Below are 19,388 nucleotides of genomic sequence, written 5' to 3'. Positions count from 1 at the left end.
TTTATGATTCGAAAATAGGTATAATAATCTCTAAATCCAAACCATTTGTAAAAAATAGTTGTGACTAAAAAGGAGTTGTCCTATGTATCCTAATAGCTATATTCAATATTTAGTACATTTTCATGGTGATAGAGATTATTTTGAATGTCATGAAATATTAGAGGAATATTGGAAAGAAACAGATAATCGAAATAAAAAATCCGTTTGGGTAGGACTAATCCTCATCGCTGTTTCTTCCTATCATCATCGTAGAAATAATTATGAAGGAGCAAAAAAAACCTTAAAAAAAGGCATGGAGATATTAGAAGAAAACAGAATGAAAGTTGAACACCTTGGTTTAGATGTTAACAATTTATTTTCTGTTTTAGAAAAAGAAAATAATCGACTAAACATGTCGAAGGAGTTTTCTCCCTATTCTCTTCCTATTATTGACATTCATCTTAAAGAACAATGCTTAAATATGTGTTATAGACAGAATATGACTTGGCAAAGCACAGAGAAGGATTCAGTAGAAATTATACATAGACATATTACAAGGGACAGATCTCAAGTAATTAAAGAACGAGAAGACTCTATAAAAAAGAGAAAAAAGTAAAAAACTGACTTTAGTTCTCCTCCGCATTCATTTCTGAGGTTGCTCTAAAGTCAGTCTTCTTCTATTCTACCTGCATTTCTTCACTACATTTTGATAAAAAAGCTACGATTAAGTCATTAGACTTTATCTTCTTATTAGGATAGATTGCCTTCACTGCTTGCACCATAGCCTTTCCAACACCTTGCATTCGATGAGATGGATTTACCGAAATATGCTGGATGGTAAAAGAATCTTCATCTTCTAAAACAACACCAATCAAGCCAATAACATCTTCTTCCTCTTTCCATAAAAACAATTGCCAATTTTCATTTGCTTCATATTGTTTAATGGTTTGCTGCAGTACCTTTAAATCTTTTTCAGTCGGCATAAAAGAGAGTAAACCCATGGCTATTTTTTCGAATGCTTTCTTATATCGAATAATCATTTCTATCCCTCATTATAATTAGAACATATTTCCGCTATTAGTTTTTCCAAGAAAAATATGGTTCAATCAATCTTTCTTTTGTAAGAATGAATGTTTCTCTACCTAATCATTTATAATTGTATTATTGCTTATATCATACATAAATTCATGAAATTCTTCAATGAAAAAATTATAGACCCCTAAACTAATAGACTACACGACTTTAAGACTATTACTAGCCTTTTGGTAAAATAATATGATTACTATTTTCACCCTATAAAGTATGCAAAAAAAGGAAAAGAGCTACACTTATTTTTAATAATGGGCTTAAAAAAGGAAATAATAAAGAAGATATCATGTATTTAAGAAACCTTTTATCCCTTATAAACGTCTAATACATGTAGTTTCTTTACATTAAAGAGATTTATGTTATGTTAAGTAAATAGCAATCATATGCTATAAGTAAAAAATACTATGTTTGCTTAGGTTAAAAAGGAGGTAAAAAATGAAAAGTAAAAAAATAGTGATTTTCTCCCTATTATTCTTGCTATTATTACCAATTCCTGCATATGCAGATGTTGCAGTAGGTGACATGATTGTAACACTAGGAGAAAATCTAACAGAAGAGCAAAAACAATTATTGCTAACAGAAATGAAAGCACCTGATGATGCCCAAATAATCACTGTAACGAATGCGGAAGAACATCAATACCTTGGAAATTATATTTCTAAGTCTTTAATTGGGACAAGAGCGATTTCTTCTTCAGCTATCACAATTGGAGATAAAGATACTGGCATACAAGTTACTACTAAAAATATAAATTGGGTAACCGATGAAATGTATACAAATGCCTTAATTACTGCCGGAGTAAAGGATGCCAAGATTTATATTACTGCACCAATTGAAGTTTCAGGTACTGCAGCATTAACGGGTATCATTAAAGCATACGAGGTATCTACAGATACAGTAATACCAGAAGATGTTAAGCAAGCAGCAAATGAAGAGATGGTAGAAACAGCAAATTTAGGCGAAGAAATTGGTAAAGACGAAGCTACTGCTTTAATGGCTAAAGTGAAAGAACAAATTGCTGAAAAAAAGCCTGAAACAACAGCAGAAGTACAGCAAATAATTGAAGATACATCAAAGGATTTAAATATTTCACTCACAGATGCACAGTTACAAAGTTTGCTTGGTTTTTTTGATAAATTAAAAGAATTGAATATCGATTGGAATCAAGTAGGTGATCAGTTACAAGAAGCGAAAGATAAATTAACTGGTTATTTAGAAAGTGAAGAAGGACAAGGTTTCTTAGATAAAGTAAAAGAAGTGTTTGCGAATATAGTAGATGCTATCAAAAACTTCTTTTCTTAATAGCCTTATCGGCACCATAAACTTTAAGTAAAACAGACCAAGCAATCTGCTTGGTCTGTTTACTTTGCTCAAATTCACCCTTAATTTTTAATAGTTGTTTTTTTCTTAAGAGGTAAATCTAATCGAAGAATATCCTCGAAGCTTTCTCTTTTTACTACCAATGTAGCTTCTCTGTTCTCTACAAAAACAACAGGTGGTCTGGGAATTCGATTATAGTTATTTGCCATGGAATATCCATAAGCGCCTGTACAGAATACAGCTAATATATCTAAATCATTAGCTTTAGGAAGAGGTAAGTCCCAAATCAGCATATCTCCTGATTCGCAGCACTTTCCTGCTATTGAAACGATTTCTTCTGGTTGCTGTAAAGGTTTATTTGCTAATACGGCCTCATATTTGGCCTGATATAATGCTGGTCGAATATTATCGCTCATTCCACCATCAATGGCTAAATATTGACGAACATTAGGAACTTCTTTACGAGAACCAATTTTATAAAGTGTTGTACCAGCATCTCCGACTAAAGATCTTCCTGGCTCAATCCAAATTTCTGGCATATTTAGATCAAACACACTTACTTGCTTCTTTACCTCATTAATAATTACTTCTACATATTCAGACGGCTGAATTGGCTCATCTTCGTTCGTGTATCGAATTCCAAATCCTCCTCCTAAGTTCAATACCTTAGGTTCATAAGAGTGTTTTTTATTCCAGTTTGAAAGATGGCTTAGTATTTTTCTAGCAGCTAGCACAAAACCAGTTGTATCAAAGATTTGTGATCCAATATGACAATGTAAACCAAGTACATCTAGATAAGGAGATTCAATAGCTTTTAATAAAGCTATTTCTGCTTGTCCATTTTGAAGATCAAAGCCAAACTTAGAATCTTCTTGACCTGTTAGTATATAATCATGCGTATGTGCTTCTATCCCTGGAGTTACTCGTAGAAGGATAGACATGTTGACCTGTTTTTCTTCACAAATTTGTTGAAGCATCTCAAGCTCATAAAAATTATCAACGACGATACAACCAATTTGGTACGAAATTGCCATTTCTAATTCTTCACGACTTTTATTGTTTCCATGAAAGTGAATTCTCTCTACTGGAAATTCTGCTTTAATGGCTGTATATAATTCTCCTCCAGATACTACATCTAGAGATAATCCTTCCTCATCTGCTAGTTGAACCATAGCAACACTCGAGAAGGCTTTACTAGCATATGCTACTTGAGCCTTGACACCTAGCTTATCAAATGTAGACTTAAAACCTCTAGCTCGTTCTCTCATTAATGCTACATCATATACATAAACAGGAGTTCCAAATTTTTCGACTAATTCAACTGTATCTACCCCACCTATTTCAAGATGACCAGCATCATTTACCTTTGAAGTACCGTAATAGTGCACCTTATTCCCCTCGATTCTACTAAATATATCTTATTCTGAACAATAAACAGACAGTCTAGTAGAACTGTCTGTTTATCATGAGATATTAATCTTAAACAGCTCACTTTAATTATCCAAATGTACCATAAAATTAGTTAATTCACAATAGTTGATAAAATAATTACGGCTGTCTAAATCTGTCTCCAGGATGCAAGTGACTTGGTCTAATTTTACTTCCTGGCACTTTACGTCTAACAATTAAATGAGACAATGCTTTTGGATAAAATGGTATAAGTGGCCATAGGTATGGAACATTGAACGTACGAATACGGCACAGAAATAAGATATATAGCGTTATACCGATAACATATCCTGGAGTATGGAAAATTGCTACAATGATCAGTAATAGTAAACGAACAAGCTTATTTGCGATACCTAATTCATAACTTGGGGTAGCGAAATTCCCGATAGCTGCAACAGAAACATAAAGAATGACTTCAGGAACAAACAATCCAACATCAATAGCTATTTGACCAATTAACACAGCAGCTATTAAACCCATGGCTGTGGATAGTGGGGTCGGCGTATGAATGGCTGCTATTCTTAAAAACTCTAGACCAAGATCGGCTATAAAAATTTGAACAACAATTGGTATGTTAGTTGTTTCATTAGGACCAATAAAGGCAATTCTTTCAGGTAATAAGGAAGGCTCCAATACAACTAAAAACCAAAATGGCAGAAAGAAAAGGGATGCTAGTACACCAATATATCTAACCCATCTAATGAATGTCCCAACCATTGGCGCCTGTCTATATTCTTCAGCATGCTGAAGATGATGAAAATAAGTAGCTGGTGTAATAATAACACTTGGTGATGTATCTATATAAATAACAACATGTCCTTCTAAAAGATGAGTTGCAGCAACATCTGCTCTTTCTGTATAACGGATTAATGGATAAGGGTTTAAACCTTGCTGTAATAGAAACTCTTCAACCGTTTTATCTGCCATTGTTAAGCCATCTACTTTTATGTTTTCAAGTTCTTTTTTGACGATATCAATTAAATCTGGATCAGCCACACCATCAATATAGCTTATTGCTACATCTGTTTTAGATCGCTCTCCTACCTTCATCATTTCAAAACGTAATCGTTCGTCCCTAATTCTTCTTCTTGTTACTGCTGTATTGACAATAATATTCTCAACAAATCCATCACGAGATCCACGAACAACTTTTTCTGTATCAGGCTCCTGTGGCTGTCTTCCTGGATAGCTTCTTACATCAACTGAAAGAGCCTTATTATAACCATTCACACAAACTACAATTAGACCAGAGAGAACTTGATCAACTAATTCATCCATCTTTTCAATAGGTTGCACACTTTGATGTACTAGTTGATTTTGAACCACCTCAAACATAGTAGCTGCTTGCGGCTCTCTGTCGGTATCATTTAAGAACAATAGGGTTTCTAATAATTCTGCAATAAGTGCACTATCACATAAACCATTTACAAAATACAAGTTTACATCTTTATGCATAACCTTGATTTTTCGAACACCTAAATCAAAGCTTGTTCCTAGACCAACTCGGTCTTTCATGTACTTTTCAATTTGTTCTAAACTATCATAAATTTGAATCATATCTTCCTTTTTACTACTTGGCATGAAAACCACTTCTTTCTAAAATATATTCAACTGCTTTTCTTGTAATCGGTGCACCTTTTTCATAGTCATCCTTCTTACCCATTTTGCCTATATCACCTATTCCAACTACTAAGGGTAAATTCAGTTCATCTAAGCTATATACGGTATCTCCATTCATTCTGCCAATATCCATTTCTGGAATTCCATATTTGTCAACACCATATGGAGTAAGCTCTCCGTCTTGATCAATGGCAACATCGATTTTAGTCCATTCTTCTCTTCTAGTCCTACTTGCTACTGCAATTACTCCAAGCACATCTAAATGAGGATGCTTAGCTATGTATTTTAACGCTATTTCCCCTGCCCCCTCTCCTATAAAGCCACTATCATCAAACATAACTAGAACAGGGTCACACTTGGCTTTTTTTATTAGTTGAACAATCTCAGAACCACTATGGTTGCTAGGATTGCCAAATGAAGTAGAAATACATCTTCCTCCAATCTCTTTTGCAACAACCTCAACTGCTCTTTTTGCATATTCATCTCCATCTGTGATTAATATTACTTTTCTCCTTTTTTCCATTTCCATACTTCCTTTCTTTAATAAAAAACATTGGCATTATGGAACGAAATACATCCAATGAAACAAGGAGCCGAAAATTTTCCCGAAAACAAGGGCCATCATTAGTACTAGGAGTCTATCATCAATCCCGATTCTTTTTGCTAGTAGTGGAAAAACGTCTAAAACTTCTGTTAAAGCTGCAGCAATCATTCCAACATATATTCCATCCGCTAAACCAAGCACTGTTAGTAAAACTGCTGGAAGCGAAAAAGTAGGTTGCTGCAGAAATGCGATTGTCCCTACAAATGCACCTAAAACAGCTGCCCATTCATATGCATGAATTTTACTTACCGTTTTTGTTAATTGAGTAAGCCGAGGAATGATACCAAATACAGTTAAGAAAGCTACATATCCTGCTCCGACAGTAATTCCCCAAGCCATTCCGACGAATATGACAAATAAAATATTAATGATCATCTATTTTTTTTAACGTTTCTTTGTTTTCATGCATAATGACATATTGGTCTAAGGACTGCTGATAATTAAAGACTTCTACCTCTAAAGGACTAGGTTCTTCATTAAGTCTTTTCTTAAATACATGATTAAAAAATATAACCATTCCTAATCCTAACCCAATGGAATAAGGTATTTGAAAGAAGAGAGGCTTTTCGACTTCTTTTCCTGTTATCATGGTATACAGCCTTTGGTGAACATATTGCATACTTACATCTTCATGAAAATTCATGATGGTTAAACCTGAGCCAATAAATAATAGCAGCCATATTAAAATAAAAAGAGGCAGGGATGCTTTTCTCTTCTTAAAAATGACTTCTATAATAGTTTGAGCAGGTCCAATTAACTGAATTTCAGTTTCTTCATCCAATTTCTTTATTGCTCGAATGACTTGTGTGCTATCAATGACGATAATATTTTTATCTTCTTCTGAAATATGGTAAAGACATAAGTTATTTAACTTTGACATGAATGCATCAGTTGCAATTACTTGAGCAAGATCCTTTAAGTAGACTTTATTATTCAACTTTTTTTGAATTCGATGTCTCATTCGAATATAAATAGTCTCTGCCATTTTTTCACTCCTTAACAAGGTAATTTGTATTCTTATTTCTATTTACCTTAACAAAATCACCATACTTCCTTATAAAGGTAGTATTGGAATATCTGGTGAAAATTATGAAAAGCAAATTGTTGGTAATTTTTAACGTACATATATTGTAAAACAGTAAAAAGAGCAAACGGATTATAAATCCATTTGCTCTTTCATTTGCAGTAGTATTTTTTTCTCTAATCTTGAGACTTGAACTTGAGAAATTCCGAGTCTTGTGGCGACTTCTGATTGTGTTTGATCCTTATAGTATCGAAGGAAAACAATCAACCTCTCTCGTTCGTCCAATTCTCTAATTGCTTCTTGTAAAGCTATTTTATCAAACCATTTCCCTTCGTTTCCATCATCGATTTGATCTAATAGAGTTATTGGGTCTCCATCATTTTCGTAAACCGTTTCATGGATAGAAGATGGTGTTCTCGCTGCCTCTTGGGCTAAAACAATATCCTCTGGAGGGATATCAAGAAATTCCGAAAGCTCTCCGACTGTTGGTGTTCTACCGTATTGCTTCGACAATTCATCCCTAGCTTTACGAATTTTATTGCTAAGTTCTTTTAAAGATCTACTTACCTTCACAGTACCATCATCTCTGATGAAACGTTGAATTTCCCCGATAATCATGGGAACAGCATAAGTAGAAAATTTCACATCATAGCTTAAATCGAATTTGTCCACTGATTTTAACAATCCAATACATCCAATTTGGAATAAATCATCAGGATCATATCCTCTATTTAAAAATCTTTGAACAACAGACCAAACGAGTCGCATATTTTTTTGAACGATTGTATCTCTGGCTGACTGATCTCCATCTTGGCTTCGTTTAATTAAGTCCTTGACTTCATGGTCCTTTAGATACGTTTCCTTCTTATCTTTCTTTACCTCCACATCCATAGGCGATTCTCCTTAATTGCTTAGCATTTTGCTATTCATTAAATGCTTACGCAGACGAATCTCTGTTCCGCTATCGGGACTTGATTGAATTTCGATATCATCCATAAAGTTTTCCATGATGGTAAATCCCATACCAGATCGTTCAAGCTCTGGCTTTGTCGTAAATAATGGTTGTCTTGCTTCTTCTACATCGAAAATTCCTCTTCCTTCATCCCTAATGGTTAAATCAACAAATGAATCTTCGAGAATAACAGATATGTAAACAACACCACTAGGATCATTTTCATATCCATGAATAATACAGTTTGTAACTGCTTCAGATACTACTGTTTTAATCTCCGTTAATTCATCCATTGTTGGATCAAGCTGTGTAAGAAATGCAGCTACTGTCACACGTGCAAATGACTCATTTTGACTAAGAGCGCTAAACTGAATATGCATTTCGTTTCTCATGATTCAAGCAACCCCCAATCGTTGTAGAGCAAACTCTTCATTTGGCTCGAGTTTCATAATTTTAAACATACCCGACATATCAAATAATCTTTGTACACTTGGTGAGATAGCACAAATAACCATTTCTCCACCAAGCTGCTTTATTTGCTTATATCTGCCTAAAATTACCCCTAATCCAGAACTATCCATAAAAGATAAGTTTTCTAAATTTAACACGATATGACGAATACTATAGCTTTCTATAGCATTTGTAGCTTTTGTTCGCAATTCCTCTGCATAATGATGATCCAATTCCCCAGATAGACGTATACAAAGTACATTGTTTTTTACTTCCAACTCAATATTAAGACTCACAAGAATAGCCTCCTTATTTGGTTTAATGAGACTATTCTCTATTTCTTTTTACAAATCCTTCCCCAAAGACAAAACTAGTGTCCATTCGATAAAAATAGAAGGAATATCGATTCTTTCGACAAAGGGTGACTATTCTGTTTTAGTAAACATTCCTGCTGAACGCTTAAATAAAGTCCACCATTTTGCTTCTTTTACCTCTTTTTGGGCTACTAATGGGCTTGTTACTAACGTTTTACCGTCTTTTTTGTATTCAATTGTTCCAATTTCTTGTCCTTTTTCAATCGGAGCTTTTAAATCTTTATTCATTGTGATGACTTTTTCTAATTTATCTACTTGTTCCCCTTTTTTTGTTAAGATAGAAATCGGTTCACTTGTGACAGCTGCCAACTCTTTTTGATCTCCTTTACTTACTTTCACTTTTCCAATCGCTTCTTCTTTTTTATGCAATGGGTGTGTTTCATATTGACTAAAAGCATAATCCATCATTTTTGTAACTTGTGCATTTCGTTCTTTTGAAGTTGGCGCACCAAAAACAACTGCAATGACACGCATACCATCTTTCATAGCGGTTGCAGTTAGGCAGTATTTTGCTTCAGCTGTAAATCCAGTTTTTAAACCATCTACCCCTGGATAGAACTTCACTAATCTATTTGTATTAACTAACCAGAACTTATTATCTGTATTTTCTCTTAAATACGCTTCATAGGTTCCTGTAAATTTTGTAATGTCTTGATATTTTAATAATTCTTTTGCCATCAGTGCCATATCTCGTGCTGAACTATAGTGGTTATCTGTTGGAAGACCTGTTACGTTTTGGAATTGTGTATTCTTTAATCCTAATTCTTTGGCTTTATCATTCATCATATTAACGAACTCATCCTCAGAACCAGCAAGTCTTTCTGCAACTGCTACTGCTGCATCATTGCCTGACCCTATGGCTATTCCTTTTAACATTTCCTCTGTTGTCATTTCTTCTCCAGCCTCTAGGAAAATTTGTGATCCTCCCATGGAAGCAGCATGTTCACTCGTTCGAATTTTTTCATCCCATTTTAACTTACCTTGATCAATTGCTTCCATGATCAGAAGCATCGTCATTACTTTCGTCATACTAGCTGGGGGAAGTTGTTCATCACTATTTTTCTCATACATAACCGTTCCTGTGTCACGATCAATTAAAATAGCAGAACTAACGTTGTCTACCAGCTCTTTCTTTGTTTCATTGGCTAATGCTCCTGGTGCCAAAATGGATGTAAAAAAACAAGTTATGATTAACATTGATACGATGCGTTTCATCTATTGACCCTCCATTCTATATAGGCTCCATTTTTTCCAAAAAAGCTAAGTTTATACAGTTTGCAAAAATATTTATACATGAATGATTTAATAAGAGGTGAAACTTTCTATCTAGGGTATGATAGCTGTGGAGAACATATTTTTAAGAGTGTACATAAAAGGGATTAGCACTAGTCTTTCAAGTGGTATATAATTATTTACTGATAAAAGGGGAGGAACATGGTTTGATTTATTTAAAAACACCAGAACAAATAGAAAAAATGAAAAAAGCTGGGGAAATACTTGCTGATTGTCATAAAGAGATTGCTAAGTTCATCAAGCCAGGTATTACGACAGAAGAAATAAATATATTTGCTGAAAATTTCATTGTACAAAGAGGCGCAATACCAGAGCAAAAAGGATACCATGGTTATCCCTATGCAACATGTGCTTCTGTTAATGATGTCATTTGTCATGGATTTCCCTCAAAAGAAGCATTAAAAGATGGAGACATTGTTACAATTGATATGGTTGTGAATTTAGATGGATGGTTAGCAGATTCAGCATGGTCTTATGCTATTGGAACAATAAGTAGTGATGCAGAACTTCTATTAAAAACAACCGAAGAATCCTTGTATAAAGGGATTGAGCAGGCTGTTGTGGGAAACCGTGTTGGAGATATTGCCAATGCTATTCAGAAATTTGCAGAAGCAAAGGGTTTTTCGGTGGTTCGAGATTTTGTTGGGCATGCGATTGGTAGAGAAATGCATGAGCTTCCACAAATTCCTCACTATGGTCCACCACATGTAGGAACGGAATTAAAAGAAGGCATGGTTATTACCATCGAGCCTATGTTAAATATCGGGATGTATCACGCTAAAGTAGATCTTGATGGATGGACTGCTCGAACAGTCGATGGAAGCTTGTCTGCTCAGTATGAACATACCTTGGCAATTACTGCTAATGGGCCTGTAATACTAACAAAGCAATAATGATATTCTTATATTAAATTTTAGGCACATTTGATTCTTTCTTCAGAGACTAATAAAAACTTTCTAATTAGTCTCTGAAGTTAACATTTTAAAACATGTATCCTATTTTTTCCAACAAATTAGACGTTTATCTAATTAGCATGCATTTAGTAACCGTGAAAGATTTTCCTTTCACGGCCTCTTACATTACCCTGTAATCACTTCATAAATCAAAGTCGGAGCTTTTACTTCTTCAGAAGAAATTTGAATATGTTCATATAAAGAATTCTTAACCTCTTCTACGTCTTCATTATTACTATAAATAGTAACTAATGAATCTCCTTCATTCACTTGATCCCCAATTTTTTTACGTAAAACTAACCCAACTGCCAGATCAATCTCAGAATCTTTAGTAGCTCTACCTGCCCCTAAAATCATGGCAGCTGTACCAATAGAATCTGCTGTTATTTCAGAAATATAACCTGATTGTTTAGCAGGAAGTTCTATTACATATTTAGCACTTGGTAATAGCTCGGGATTATCAACAACAGTAGCATCTCCACCTTGTGAGCTTAAGAATAATTTAAAAGTTTCTAATGCTTTCCCGTTATCTATCACTTCTTGCAACATTAATCTAGCTTCTTCAGTAGAATCTGCTTTACCAGCTAAGTAAACCATATGACTTCCTAAAATTAAGCATAATTCTGTTAAGTCTTCAGGTCCTTTACCATTCAATGTATCAATCGCTTCTTTTACCTCAAGAGCGTTTCCAATGGCAAAGCCAAGAGGTTGACTCATATCAGATATGACTGCCATTGTCTTTCTTCCTACATTATTACCAATTTGAACCATTGCTACTGCAAGCTCTCTTGAATCTTCTAGTGTTTTCATAAATGCACCAGACCCTGTTTTAACATCTAAGCATATAGCATCAGCACCAGCCGCGATTTTTTTACTCATAATACTACTTGCAATTAATGGGATACTATTAACGGTTGCGGTTACATCTCTTAAAGCATAAAGCTTTTTATCCGCTGGTGTTAAATTGCCACTTTGTCCAATAACAGCAAGCTTATTTTTATTCACTAAATCAATAAATTCTTCATTCTCTATTTCCACATGAAAACCTTTTACTGACTCTAATTTGTCAATTGTTCCCCCAGTATGCCCTAAACCTCTACCACTCATTTTGGCCACGGGAACACCTAGAGTTGCTACAAGAGGACCTAATACTAAAGTAGTTGTATCACCAACACCACCAGTTGAATGTTTATCTACTTTTATTCCTTCTATAGCAGATAAATCTATTACATCACCTGAGTGAACCATTGCCATTGTAAGATCTGCACGCTCATTTTCCGTCATATCTTGGAAAAAAACAGCCATGCTAAATGCACTCATTTGATAATCAGGAATACTTCCATCTGTATAGCCATCAATAATAAATGAAATTTCTTCTTTTGTTAATTCTTTGCCATCTCTTTTCTTCTCAATTAAATCGACCATTCTTAATGCCATATGTAAAGTCTCCTTTATTTAGCTATATGTCCCTGTAAAAAGAGACATATAGTATACAATGTCAGATGAAGATTAAGCACCAATTTCACTAATTAATTCTTTTACATAAAGAAGGAAGTTAGCTTTTACTTTCTCAGTAGTTTCTATAACTTCTTCATGGTTTAACGGTTGATCTAAGATTCCTGCTGCCATGTTAGATATGCAAGAAATGCCTAGAACTTGTAGGCCCGCATGACGAGCCACAATTACTTCTGGAACGGTAGACATTCCAACTGCATCTCCACCTAATACACGAAGCATTCTCACTTCTGCAGGTGTTTCATAGGAAGGACCTGTATTACCTACATATACACCTTCTTGAATAGATAAATTAATTTTCGCAGCAATCTCACGAGCAGTTTCACGAAGTTGTTTGCTATATGCTTCTGACATATCTGGGAAACGCACACCAAGAGTATTATCATTCGGTCCAATTAAAGGATTCGTTCCCATATTATTAATATGATCCGAAATAAGCATTAGATCACCAGGTTCGAAGCTTTCATTAACCCCGCCTGCTGCATTTGTAACTATCAATGTTTCTACGCCTAGTTCTTTCATTACACGAACTGGAAATGTTACTTTATCAAAGGAATATCCTTCATAGAAATGGAAACGTCCTTGCATTGCTACAACTTCCACATCATTAATTGTACCAAAAACTAACTGTCCTGCATGTCCCTCTACAGTTGATACAGGAAACTCAGGGATTTCTTCATAAGGTACTTTTGTAGGATTTTGTATTTCTTCCGCTAGAACTCCTAATCCAGATCCTAAGATTAGACCTATTTTGGGTGTTTTTTCATATTTGCTTTTCAAAAAGTCTGCTGATTGTTTGATCATTGAATAGTTCATTTATATAATCCCCTTATTTTAAGTCTTTTAAAAAACTATGACCATGTTTTGGCATAGGAACATGGAAGTTTTCAGCAACCGTTGCACCAATATCTGCAAAAGTTTGACGCAGTGGCAATTCCTTCGCTTCTTTTAATTTCTTACTATAAGCTAAAAGTGGTACAAACTCTCTAGTATGATCTGTGCCATGATGAACAGGATCATTTCCATGATCTGCAGTAATGATTAATAAATCATCGTTCTTCATTAATTCTAGAACTTCCGTTAATCTTGCATCATATTCTTCTAGAGCTTCACCATAGCCAATAGGATCTCTCCTGTGGCCATATAATGCATCAAAATCTACTAAATTTAAAAAGCTTAAGCCCGTAAAGTCCATGTGTAATGTCTCTATCAACTTGTCCATACCATCCATGTTTGATACGGTTCTTAATGATTGTGTAACTCCTTCACCATCATAAATATCTGAAATCTTTCCGATTGCAATACTATCTAAATGATGATCTTTCAGCTCATTCATTACTGTACGATCAAAAGGCTTTAAAGCATAATCATGGCGGTTCGCTGTACGTTTAAAGTTGTCTGGCTCCCCTAGAAAAGGTCTTGCAATAATTCTACCAACCATGTATTTCTCATCTAGCGTTAATTCACGAGCAAATTCACATATTTTATAAAGTTCTTCTAGAGGAACAATTTCTTCATGTGCTGCGATTTGTAGCACAGAATCAGCAGATGTATAAACAATTAATGCACCAGTCTCGATATGTTCTTTCCCTAATTCATCTAGAATTTCAGTGCCACTTGCTGGTTTATTCCCAATAATTTTTCGTCCGAATTTTTCTTCTATTTCATTTAACAACTCAGCAGGAAAACCATCTGGAAAAACACGGAAGGGAGTCTCAATATTAAGCCCCATAATCTCCCAATGACCAGTCATCGTATCTTTTCCATTAGATGCTTCTTGCATTTTTGTATAGTACGCAAGTGGTTTTTCAGCCAACTCCACACCATCAATTTTCTCAATATTACTTAAACCTAGCTTCCCCATATTTGGCATATGAAGGCCATTCATTTTTTCTGCGATATGACCTAATGTATGGGCCCCTTTATCATTAAACTTTTCAGCATCTGGCGCTTCCCCAATACCTACTGAGTCCATCACTACTAAAAAAATTCTATTGAATTGATATGTAGACATAATGATACCTCCTTTTATTCTTTTCAATCTATTTTTCCCTTGAATATGTATAATTAACCTTAAAAATTATAGCATATTGTCAGAAGTCTGACATCTTTTAACCCCAATATTATAGAATATTTCTAGTTATTTTAATACATAATCTATTATATGGAAAAAGGCTTGCCTTATTTTTTCTCTAGCGCTTTTATTTACCCTTGTATTTTCACTAACGATTTTTTATATGTATATATCTAATCTAAGTTAAACCCTTATATAAGGTCTACGGGTTCAGTATATATTTTTTCTATATAAAAAAACACTGTCTATTAAAAAACAGTGTTCCTATCATGCTCTTGGATGGTACTGACTATATACATCTTTTAATCTAGTTTTTGTAACATGTGTATAAATTTGCGTTGTAGAAATGTCTGCATGCCCTAGCATTTCTTGTACGGCTCTTAAGTCGGCACCATTTTCAAGTAGGTGTGTAGCAAAAGAATGTCTTAAAGTGTGAGGAGTAATTTCCTTTTCAATTCGTGCTTCTCTCCCTAATCTCTTTAATATCTTCCAAAAACCCTGTCTCGAAAGTCTTCGACCATGATGATTGAGAAAAAGAGATTCCTCTCCTAGCTTTTTTTGCTTTAAAAAAACAGGTCTACCCTCCATTAAGTAAGCCTCTAACGCTTTTGTTGCAGCTCCTCCAATAGGAATAATTCTCTCTTTATTGCCTTTTCCTATACATCGAATAAATCCCATTGTGAGATGCACATGGTCCATATCTAAATTTATTAATTCACTTACACGAATTCCAGTTGCATACAACATTTCAAGCATCGCTTTATCTCTTAAACCAAAGTAATCCTTTTTATGAGGAAAATCTAGAAGTGCCTCTACTTCTTCCTTAGAAAGAACTTTTGGTAGAGACCTACTTGCTTGAGGTGATTCAATATGTACAGTAGGATCTTCTTCTAGTATTCTATCTCTAAAAAGAAATTGGTGAAACGCCCTTATAGATGCAATATGTCTTGCAATTGTTTTAGATGATTTTCCTTGATCTTTTAGAAAAGCTAAAAAGCGAATGATATGAGCGCGTTGTATATTTTTTAAATCACAATTTTCTACATTTTTTATATATTGCCCATAACTCTTTAAGTCTCTTTCATAGGACACTAATGTGTTTTTTGCAAGACCTTTTTCTACTAATAAATAATGAATAAAATCCTTTAATTGATCTTCCATCGCTTACTCCCCATTTAGATAAAACAGGAATATTCTGTCCCTCCAACTGAAATTTTCTGCTTCATCATTTGTATTTCCATTCACCTTTACAGCAGCACCAGATGGTTTATCATATCGATGCATTTGCTGATATTCTTGATTAAACCATACAATGGCGTAGTAAAAAAGGATGGTACAAGCTGTAAATAGTAAAAAAACCTTAAATGTTTGAAAAACTGCTTTAGCCCATCTAGTCATTCCTATCCCTCCAAACCCTCATTAATACAAGCTATGCCAGTTTGGACAAATATTATACCTAATAGGGCTTAATATTATTATAATAGAAACAAAGAACGAATACAGTTTTTAAACACAAAAAAACCTTCTCTTTTTCTGAAAAGGTTTAATCTTGATTATGTGTTTGTTCGTTTTTTCCTGTACAACGATGACAAATCCCATGAAATGTAAGGCGATGATCTTTTATTTTAAAATTCCAATCTCGTTCTACGATTTTTTCCACATCTCCTAAGAGATCTTCTTGAATCTCATCCACTGCACCACATTCAATACATACCAAATGGTGATGAAAGTGTGCAGCACCTTCCTGTCTCAGGTCATACCTAGAAACACCGTCACCAAAGTTTATTTTATCGACTATTTTTAATTCTGTAAGTAATTCTAATGTGCGATAAACGGTTGCCAATCCAATTTCAGGAGATTTCTCTTTTACGAGTAAATACACGTCTTCTGCACTTAGATGATCTTCTTCATTTTCTAATAGTACTCTTACTGTCGCTTCCCTTTGGGGAGTTAATTTATAGCTCGAAGAATGCAACAGTTTTTTGATTCTATCTATTCTACTTTCCATTCCGAAAGTCCCTCCCTAGCCACTGTCCATATCATTATAGCAGAAGTAGGAAAAGAATCCTAATAAAAATTATTACAAATAGAAATTTATAATAATTATCATAAAATATCGATTCTTAAATAAATACTATAGTTATAAAAGATTCAACCATATTCAATACGGTTTTCATTAAGAAAGGGGAAATATAGGCTTCGATTCCAGCTGCAACAGCAATTATGATGAAAGCAAAGAATAGTAAAAGCGTGTATCTTCCAAAAAGAGGAAGGATCGACTCTCCTTTCTTCTTCATAAATTGCTGACGAATCATTTTAAATGAAAATGCTACTGATATTGTAGCAGAAATAATAAAAATTGGAATAACAATTAAGTTTTGTGGCAATATGGACACAAATGATAATAAGAAACCATGCCATCCCATCTGATTAACAAGAAATCCAACAGTGAAGCCTACTACCATTCCTTTAATAAATAATAGAATGAGAATAATCGGTAATCCAATAATAGAGATGCCAAGTAACCATATGAACCCAATATATTTGCTATTATGGGACAAACTTTGAAAAAATAAATCCTTACTTTCAGCCACTTGCCCATTTGTAACCTGTCCAAAAAATTGGGATAAATAATAATACAAATCTTCTTTCTGTGATAAGGATATACTATTTACCACAATTGCCCCAAAGATAACTCCCATAAAGAATAACACAATGATAAACATATAAATAGAGGAATGCTCTCGTATATGCTGTGTGATTGCATTTTGGTACTTTTTCTTTTTCATTGCCTATCCCCCTAGCATTTCTGTTATTTCATCATATGCTTTAAAAATTGAGCATATGACTAGTAAATCTATGAAAAACAACTTTTTCCAATTTCTTCATTTACTAGGTGAAGAATAGAAAAATATATGATAGATTTAGATAATAGAATCTTAGGAGGGAGACATGTGAAACCAATATTAATAGATTTACCAGAATTTATAGAAACAGAACGTTTAGTAATCCGCCCTTGTATGCCTGGAGATGGAATAGATGTTCACAAAAGTATTAAACGTTCCCTAGAGGATCTAAAGCCATGGATGGCATTTGCAAATAAAGTGCAAACAGTGGAAGAGGTGGAAGAGGGAGTTAGAGAATCTTACGCAAAGTATATTCTTAGACAAGATCTTAGACTTCATATTTACTTAAAAGAAACAGACGAATTTATTGGTTCCACTGGATTACATTCTATTGATTGGAAAGTTCGTGTGTTTGAAATTGGTTATTGGTGTGATAGTTTACATACGAATCAGGGATATATAACAGAAAGTACGATTGCTTTAATTAAATTAGCTAAAGACTCTCTTAAAGCAAATCGCATTGAAATAAGAGTAGATACGAGGAACAAGAAAAGTAGAGCCATTCCTGTAAAATTAGGTTTTACTTTAGATGGAGTTTTAAAGAATGAGAGCTTAAGTGCTGATGGAGAGACTCTACGAGATATGTGTATATATTCTTTAACATAATAAAAATACTATTTCTCTATAAGAAAGCCTAATAGAGAAATAGTACTTACACATTAAAATATCTTCTTTAGTGTTTTAGCTTGTTTATCTAATTGATTGGCAGCTTCTCCAAATTCCTCAAAGGCTAAAACTGCATTTTCATTAAGAGCCTGGTTTTTTAGGATACTATCTTGTGAATTAGTCGTTACTTCGCTTATTCTATTGATTTCTTCCGTTATTCCTACTATATGGTCATTCGCTTCTTGTACCGACTCTTGTACTTTAGTTGCCAGCTTGCGTACTTCCTTTGCAACTATATCGAATCCTCTTCCATGCTCTCCTGCTCTCGCTGCCTCTATTCCAGCATTTAACGCAAGTAAGTTAGTTTGTGTAGCTATGTCTCGAATAGTTTTTACAATACTTCCAATGGATTCTGCCTGTGTTTTAAGTGATATCATGAATTCAAGATTTTCATTCGATTCTTTCACTAAATCAGCGTTTGCTTGTTTCGCTTCATGACTTCGTTCGATACCCATTAATGCTTTTTCACTTAAACTCTCTGCCATTTCTAACATTCTAGAAGCAATAATAGAAGCATTATTTTCTCTTTCTGTTATGTCTGTTGCAATTTTAATAACGCCTATTACTTTTCCATACGTATCCATGACGGGGCAATAAGTTGCTTCTAACCATTTATTCTGACAGTACTTTGTTACTCGCTCGATTTTATCTTGATAAATTACCCCTGCTCTTAAATTCTCCCAGAGTTGTTGATACTCTTTACTTGTCACAAACTCTTTTGTACAAAACTGTCTGTGAAGTAGTTTGGGCATCTCCTTTACATCATATTCTAACGTCTTGGCAAAATTCTCATTTGCCCAGAGCACTTTACCATTTATGTCAAATTCAATAATAGCTAGTGCTTTTTCTAATGAGTTAATCACTGCATTTTCATTAAATACTTGGTTATTCTTAATCTCGTAATTATTGTACATATCATTTATACTCTCCCTACGTCAAATGGTCAAGACAGTACAAATAAACATACAAAAGAAGACGGTTCTCTCTTGTAGTATATGGTCGGTTGCGCTACTAGCTCACATTCATTAAAAGCGCCCATAATTTAAATGAATCTTCATTGCTTCCATTATTTATTTGTAAGACTATCGTACTAATTATTCACAGTATTGACAATCATTTC

General features: G+C 34.2%; 22 protein-coding genes, 1 pseudogene and 1 riboswitch. Of the genes and pseudogenes, 4 read left to right on the top strand and 19 right to left on the bottom strand.

Annotation, left to right across the window (positions count from 1 at the left end; genetic code table 11):
• Positions 1 to 82: 82 nt before the first annotated feature.
• Positions 83 to 595, top strand: a complete 513-nt coding sequence (locus F9279_RS00235; RefSeq protein ID WP_152110629.1) for a DUF309 domain-containing protein — start codon at positions 83 to 85, stop codon at positions 593 to 595.
• A gap of 61 nt (positions 596 to 656) precedes the next feature.
• On the opposite strand, the gene F9279_RS00230 is transcribed toward F9279_RS00235, so the two are convergent.
• A complete protein-coding gene (locus F9279_RS00230) occupies positions 657 to 1,019 on the bottom strand; it encodes a GNAT family N-acetyltransferase (protein WP_152110628.1) in 363 nt (120 codons plus the stop codon).
• Between the two features lie 484 nt (positions 1,020 to 1,503).
• On the opposite strand from F9279_RS00230, the gene F9279_RS00225 reads away from it, so the two are divergent.
• Entirely contained in the window at positions 1,504 to 2,370 is an 867-nt protein-coding gene (locus F9279_RS00225) for a DUF1002 domain-containing protein (protein ID WP_152110627.1), read from the top strand.
• Between the two features lie 80 nt (positions 2,371 to 2,450).
• Here F9279_RS00225 and lysA read toward each other — a convergent pair whose 3' ends face one another.
• From lysA to F9279_RS00180, 9 genes are all read right to left on the bottom strand, one after another.
• Positions 2,451 to 3,776, bottom strand: a complete 1,326-nt coding sequence (gene lysA, locus F9279_RS00220) for a diaminopimelate decarboxylase (RefSeq protein ID WP_152110626.1) — start codon at positions 3,774 to 3,776, stop codon at positions 2,451 to 2,453.
• Between the two features lie 160 nt (positions 3,777 to 3,936).
• The gene (locus F9279_RS00215; RefSeq protein ID WP_152110625.1) at positions 3,937 to 5,418 is read right to left on the bottom strand and encodes a spore germination protein; all 1,482 of its coding nucleotides are present in this window, start codon (positions 5,416 to 5,418) and stop codon (positions 3,937 to 3,939) included.
• Positions 5,408 to 5,980, bottom strand: coding sequence for a stage V sporulation protein AE (locus F9279_RS00210; protein WP_152110624.1), 573 nt, complete (start codon positions 5,978 to 5,980; stop codon positions 5,408 to 5,410). The genes F9279_RS00215 and F9279_RS00210 overlap by 11 nt, the downstream gene beginning before the upstream one ends.
• A 36-nt stretch (positions 5,981 to 6,016) precedes the next feature.
• Positions 6,017 to 6,436: a stage V sporulation protein AB gene (locus tag F9279_RS00205; protein ID WP_152110623.1), complete on the bottom strand. Its 420-nt coding sequence runs from the start codon at positions 6,434 to 6,436 to the stop codon at positions 6,017 to 6,019.
• Complete coding sequence (locus F9279_RS00200; protein WP_152110622.1) at positions 6,426 to 7,046, bottom strand: stage V sporulation protein AA; 621 nt, start codon at positions 7,044 to 7,046, stop codon at positions 6,426 to 6,428. The genes F9279_RS00205 and F9279_RS00200 overlap by 11 nt, the downstream gene beginning before the upstream one ends.
• A gap of 171 nt (positions 7,047 to 7,217) precedes the next feature.
• Positions 7,218 to 7,976, bottom strand: coding sequence for an RNA polymerase sporulation sigma factor SigF (sigF, locus tag F9279_RS00195; RefSeq protein ID WP_152110621.1), 759 nt, complete (start codon positions 7,974 to 7,976; stop codon positions 7,218 to 7,220).
• A 12-nt stretch (positions 7,977 to 7,988) separates the two neighbouring features.
• On the bottom strand, positions 7,989 to 8,429 hold the full coding sequence (gene spoIIAB / locus F9279_RS00190; protein ID WP_152110620.1) for an anti-sigma F factor: 441 nt from the start codon (positions 8,427 to 8,429) through the stop codon (positions 7,989 to 7,991).
• Between the two features lie 3 nt (positions 8,430 to 8,432).
• Positions 8,433 to 8,783, bottom strand: coding sequence for an anti-sigma F factor antagonist (spoIIAA, locus tag F9279_RS00185; protein WP_152110619.1), 351 nt, complete (start codon positions 8,781 to 8,783; stop codon positions 8,433 to 8,435).
• Between the two features lie 129 nt (positions 8,784 to 8,912).
• Entirely contained in the window at positions 8,913 to 10,076 is a 1,164-nt protein-coding gene (locus F9279_RS00180) for a D-alanyl-D-alanine carboxypeptidase family protein (protein ID WP_152110618.1), read from the bottom strand.
• A gap of 224 nt (positions 10,077 to 10,300) precedes the next feature.
• Between F9279_RS00180 and map the strand changes: the two genes are divergently transcribed.
• Positions 10,301 to 11,047, top strand: a complete 747-nt coding sequence (gene map, locus F9279_RS00175) for a type I methionyl aminopeptidase (RefSeq protein WP_152110617.1) — start codon at positions 10,301 to 10,303, stop codon at positions 11,045 to 11,047.
• A 186-nt stretch (positions 11,048 to 11,233) separates the two neighbouring features.
• Here map and F9279_RS00170 read toward each other — a convergent pair whose 3' ends face one another.
• The 7 genes from F9279_RS00170 to spoIIM all read right to left on the bottom strand — a co-directional run bounded on the left by F9279_RS00170 (position 11,234) and on the right by spoIIM (position 17,485).
• Complete coding sequence (locus tag F9279_RS00170; protein WP_152110616.1) at positions 11,234 to 12,544, bottom strand: pyrimidine-nucleoside phosphorylase; 1,311 nt, start codon at positions 12,542 to 12,544, stop codon at positions 11,234 to 11,236.
• A gap of 72 nt (positions 12,545 to 12,616) precedes the next feature.
• Positions 12,617 to 13,438 (bottom strand): purine-nucleoside phosphorylase, encoded by an 822-nt coding sequence (locus F9279_RS00165; protein ID WP_152110615.1) that lies wholly within the window; start codon positions 13,436 to 13,438, stop codon positions 12,617 to 12,619.
• A gap of 13 nt (positions 13,439 to 13,451) precedes the next feature.
• Entirely contained in the window at positions 13,452 to 14,636 is a 1,185-nt protein-coding gene (gene deoB, locus F9279_RS00160) for a phosphopentomutase (RefSeq protein WP_152110614.1), read from the bottom strand.
• A gap of 327 nt (positions 14,637 to 14,963) precedes the next feature.
• Positions 14,964 to 15,857, bottom strand: coding sequence for a site-specific tyrosine recombinase XerD (gene xerD, locus F9279_RS00155; RefSeq protein WP_152110613.1), 894 nt, complete (start codon positions 15,855 to 15,857; stop codon positions 14,964 to 14,966).
• A gap of 3 nt (positions 15,858 to 15,860) precedes the next feature.
• Positions 15,861 to 16,094 carry a YqzK family protein gene (locus F9279_RS00150; protein WP_152110612.1) on the bottom strand — a complete coding sequence of 78 codons (234 nt, stop codon included), beginning with the start codon at positions 16,092 to 16,094 and terminating at the stop codon, positions 15,861 to 15,863.
• A 145-nt stretch (positions 16,095 to 16,239) separates the two neighbouring features.
• On the bottom strand, positions 16,240 to 16,704 hold the full coding sequence (locus F9279_RS00145) for a Fur family transcriptional regulator (protein WP_152110611.1): 465 nt from the start codon (positions 16,702 to 16,704) through the stop codon (positions 16,240 to 16,242).
• Between the two features lie 115 nt (positions 16,705 to 16,819).
• A complete protein-coding gene (spoIIM, locus tag F9279_RS00140; protein ID WP_152110610.1) occupies positions 16,820 to 17,485 on the bottom strand; it encodes a stage II sporulation protein M in 666 nt (221 codons plus the stop codon).
• Positions 17,486 to 17,650: 165 nt separating this feature from the next.
• On the opposite strand from spoIIM, the gene F9279_RS00135 reads away from it, so the two are divergent.
• Complete coding sequence (locus F9279_RS00135; protein ID WP_152110609.1) at positions 17,651 to 18,208, top strand: GNAT family N-acetyltransferase; 558 nt, start codon at positions 17,651 to 17,653, stop codon at positions 18,206 to 18,208.
• A gap of 53 nt (positions 18,209 to 18,261) precedes the next feature.
• On the opposite strand, the gene F9279_RS26125 is transcribed toward F9279_RS00135, so the two are convergent.
• Together F9279_RS26125 and F9279_RS26120 are read right to left on the bottom strand one after the other, a co-directional pair.
• Positions 18,262 to 18,723, bottom strand: coding sequence for a methyl-accepting chemotaxis protein (locus tag F9279_RS26125; RefSeq protein WP_226793110.1), 462 nt, complete (start codon positions 18,721 to 18,723; stop codon positions 18,262 to 18,264).
• Between the two features lie 75 nt (positions 18,724 to 18,798).
• A pseudogene (locus tag F9279_RS26120) lies at positions 18,799 to 19,182 on the bottom strand (PAS domain-containing protein); the annotation flags it as partial.
• A gap of 74 nt (positions 19,183 to 19,256) precedes the next feature.
• Positions 19,257 to 19,342, bottom strand: a riboswitch (cyclic di-GMP riboswitch).
• Positions 19,343 to 19,388: the final 46 nt, after the last annotated feature.

The sequence above is a fragment of the Bacillus sp. B1-b2 genome (assembly GCF_009183415.1).
GTDB lineage: Bacteria > Bacillota > Bacilli > Bacillales > Cytobacillaceae > Niallia.
The sequence above is the reverse complement of the archived record's forward strand: the minus strand, read 5'-3'. Positions and strand labels throughout refer to the sequence as shown.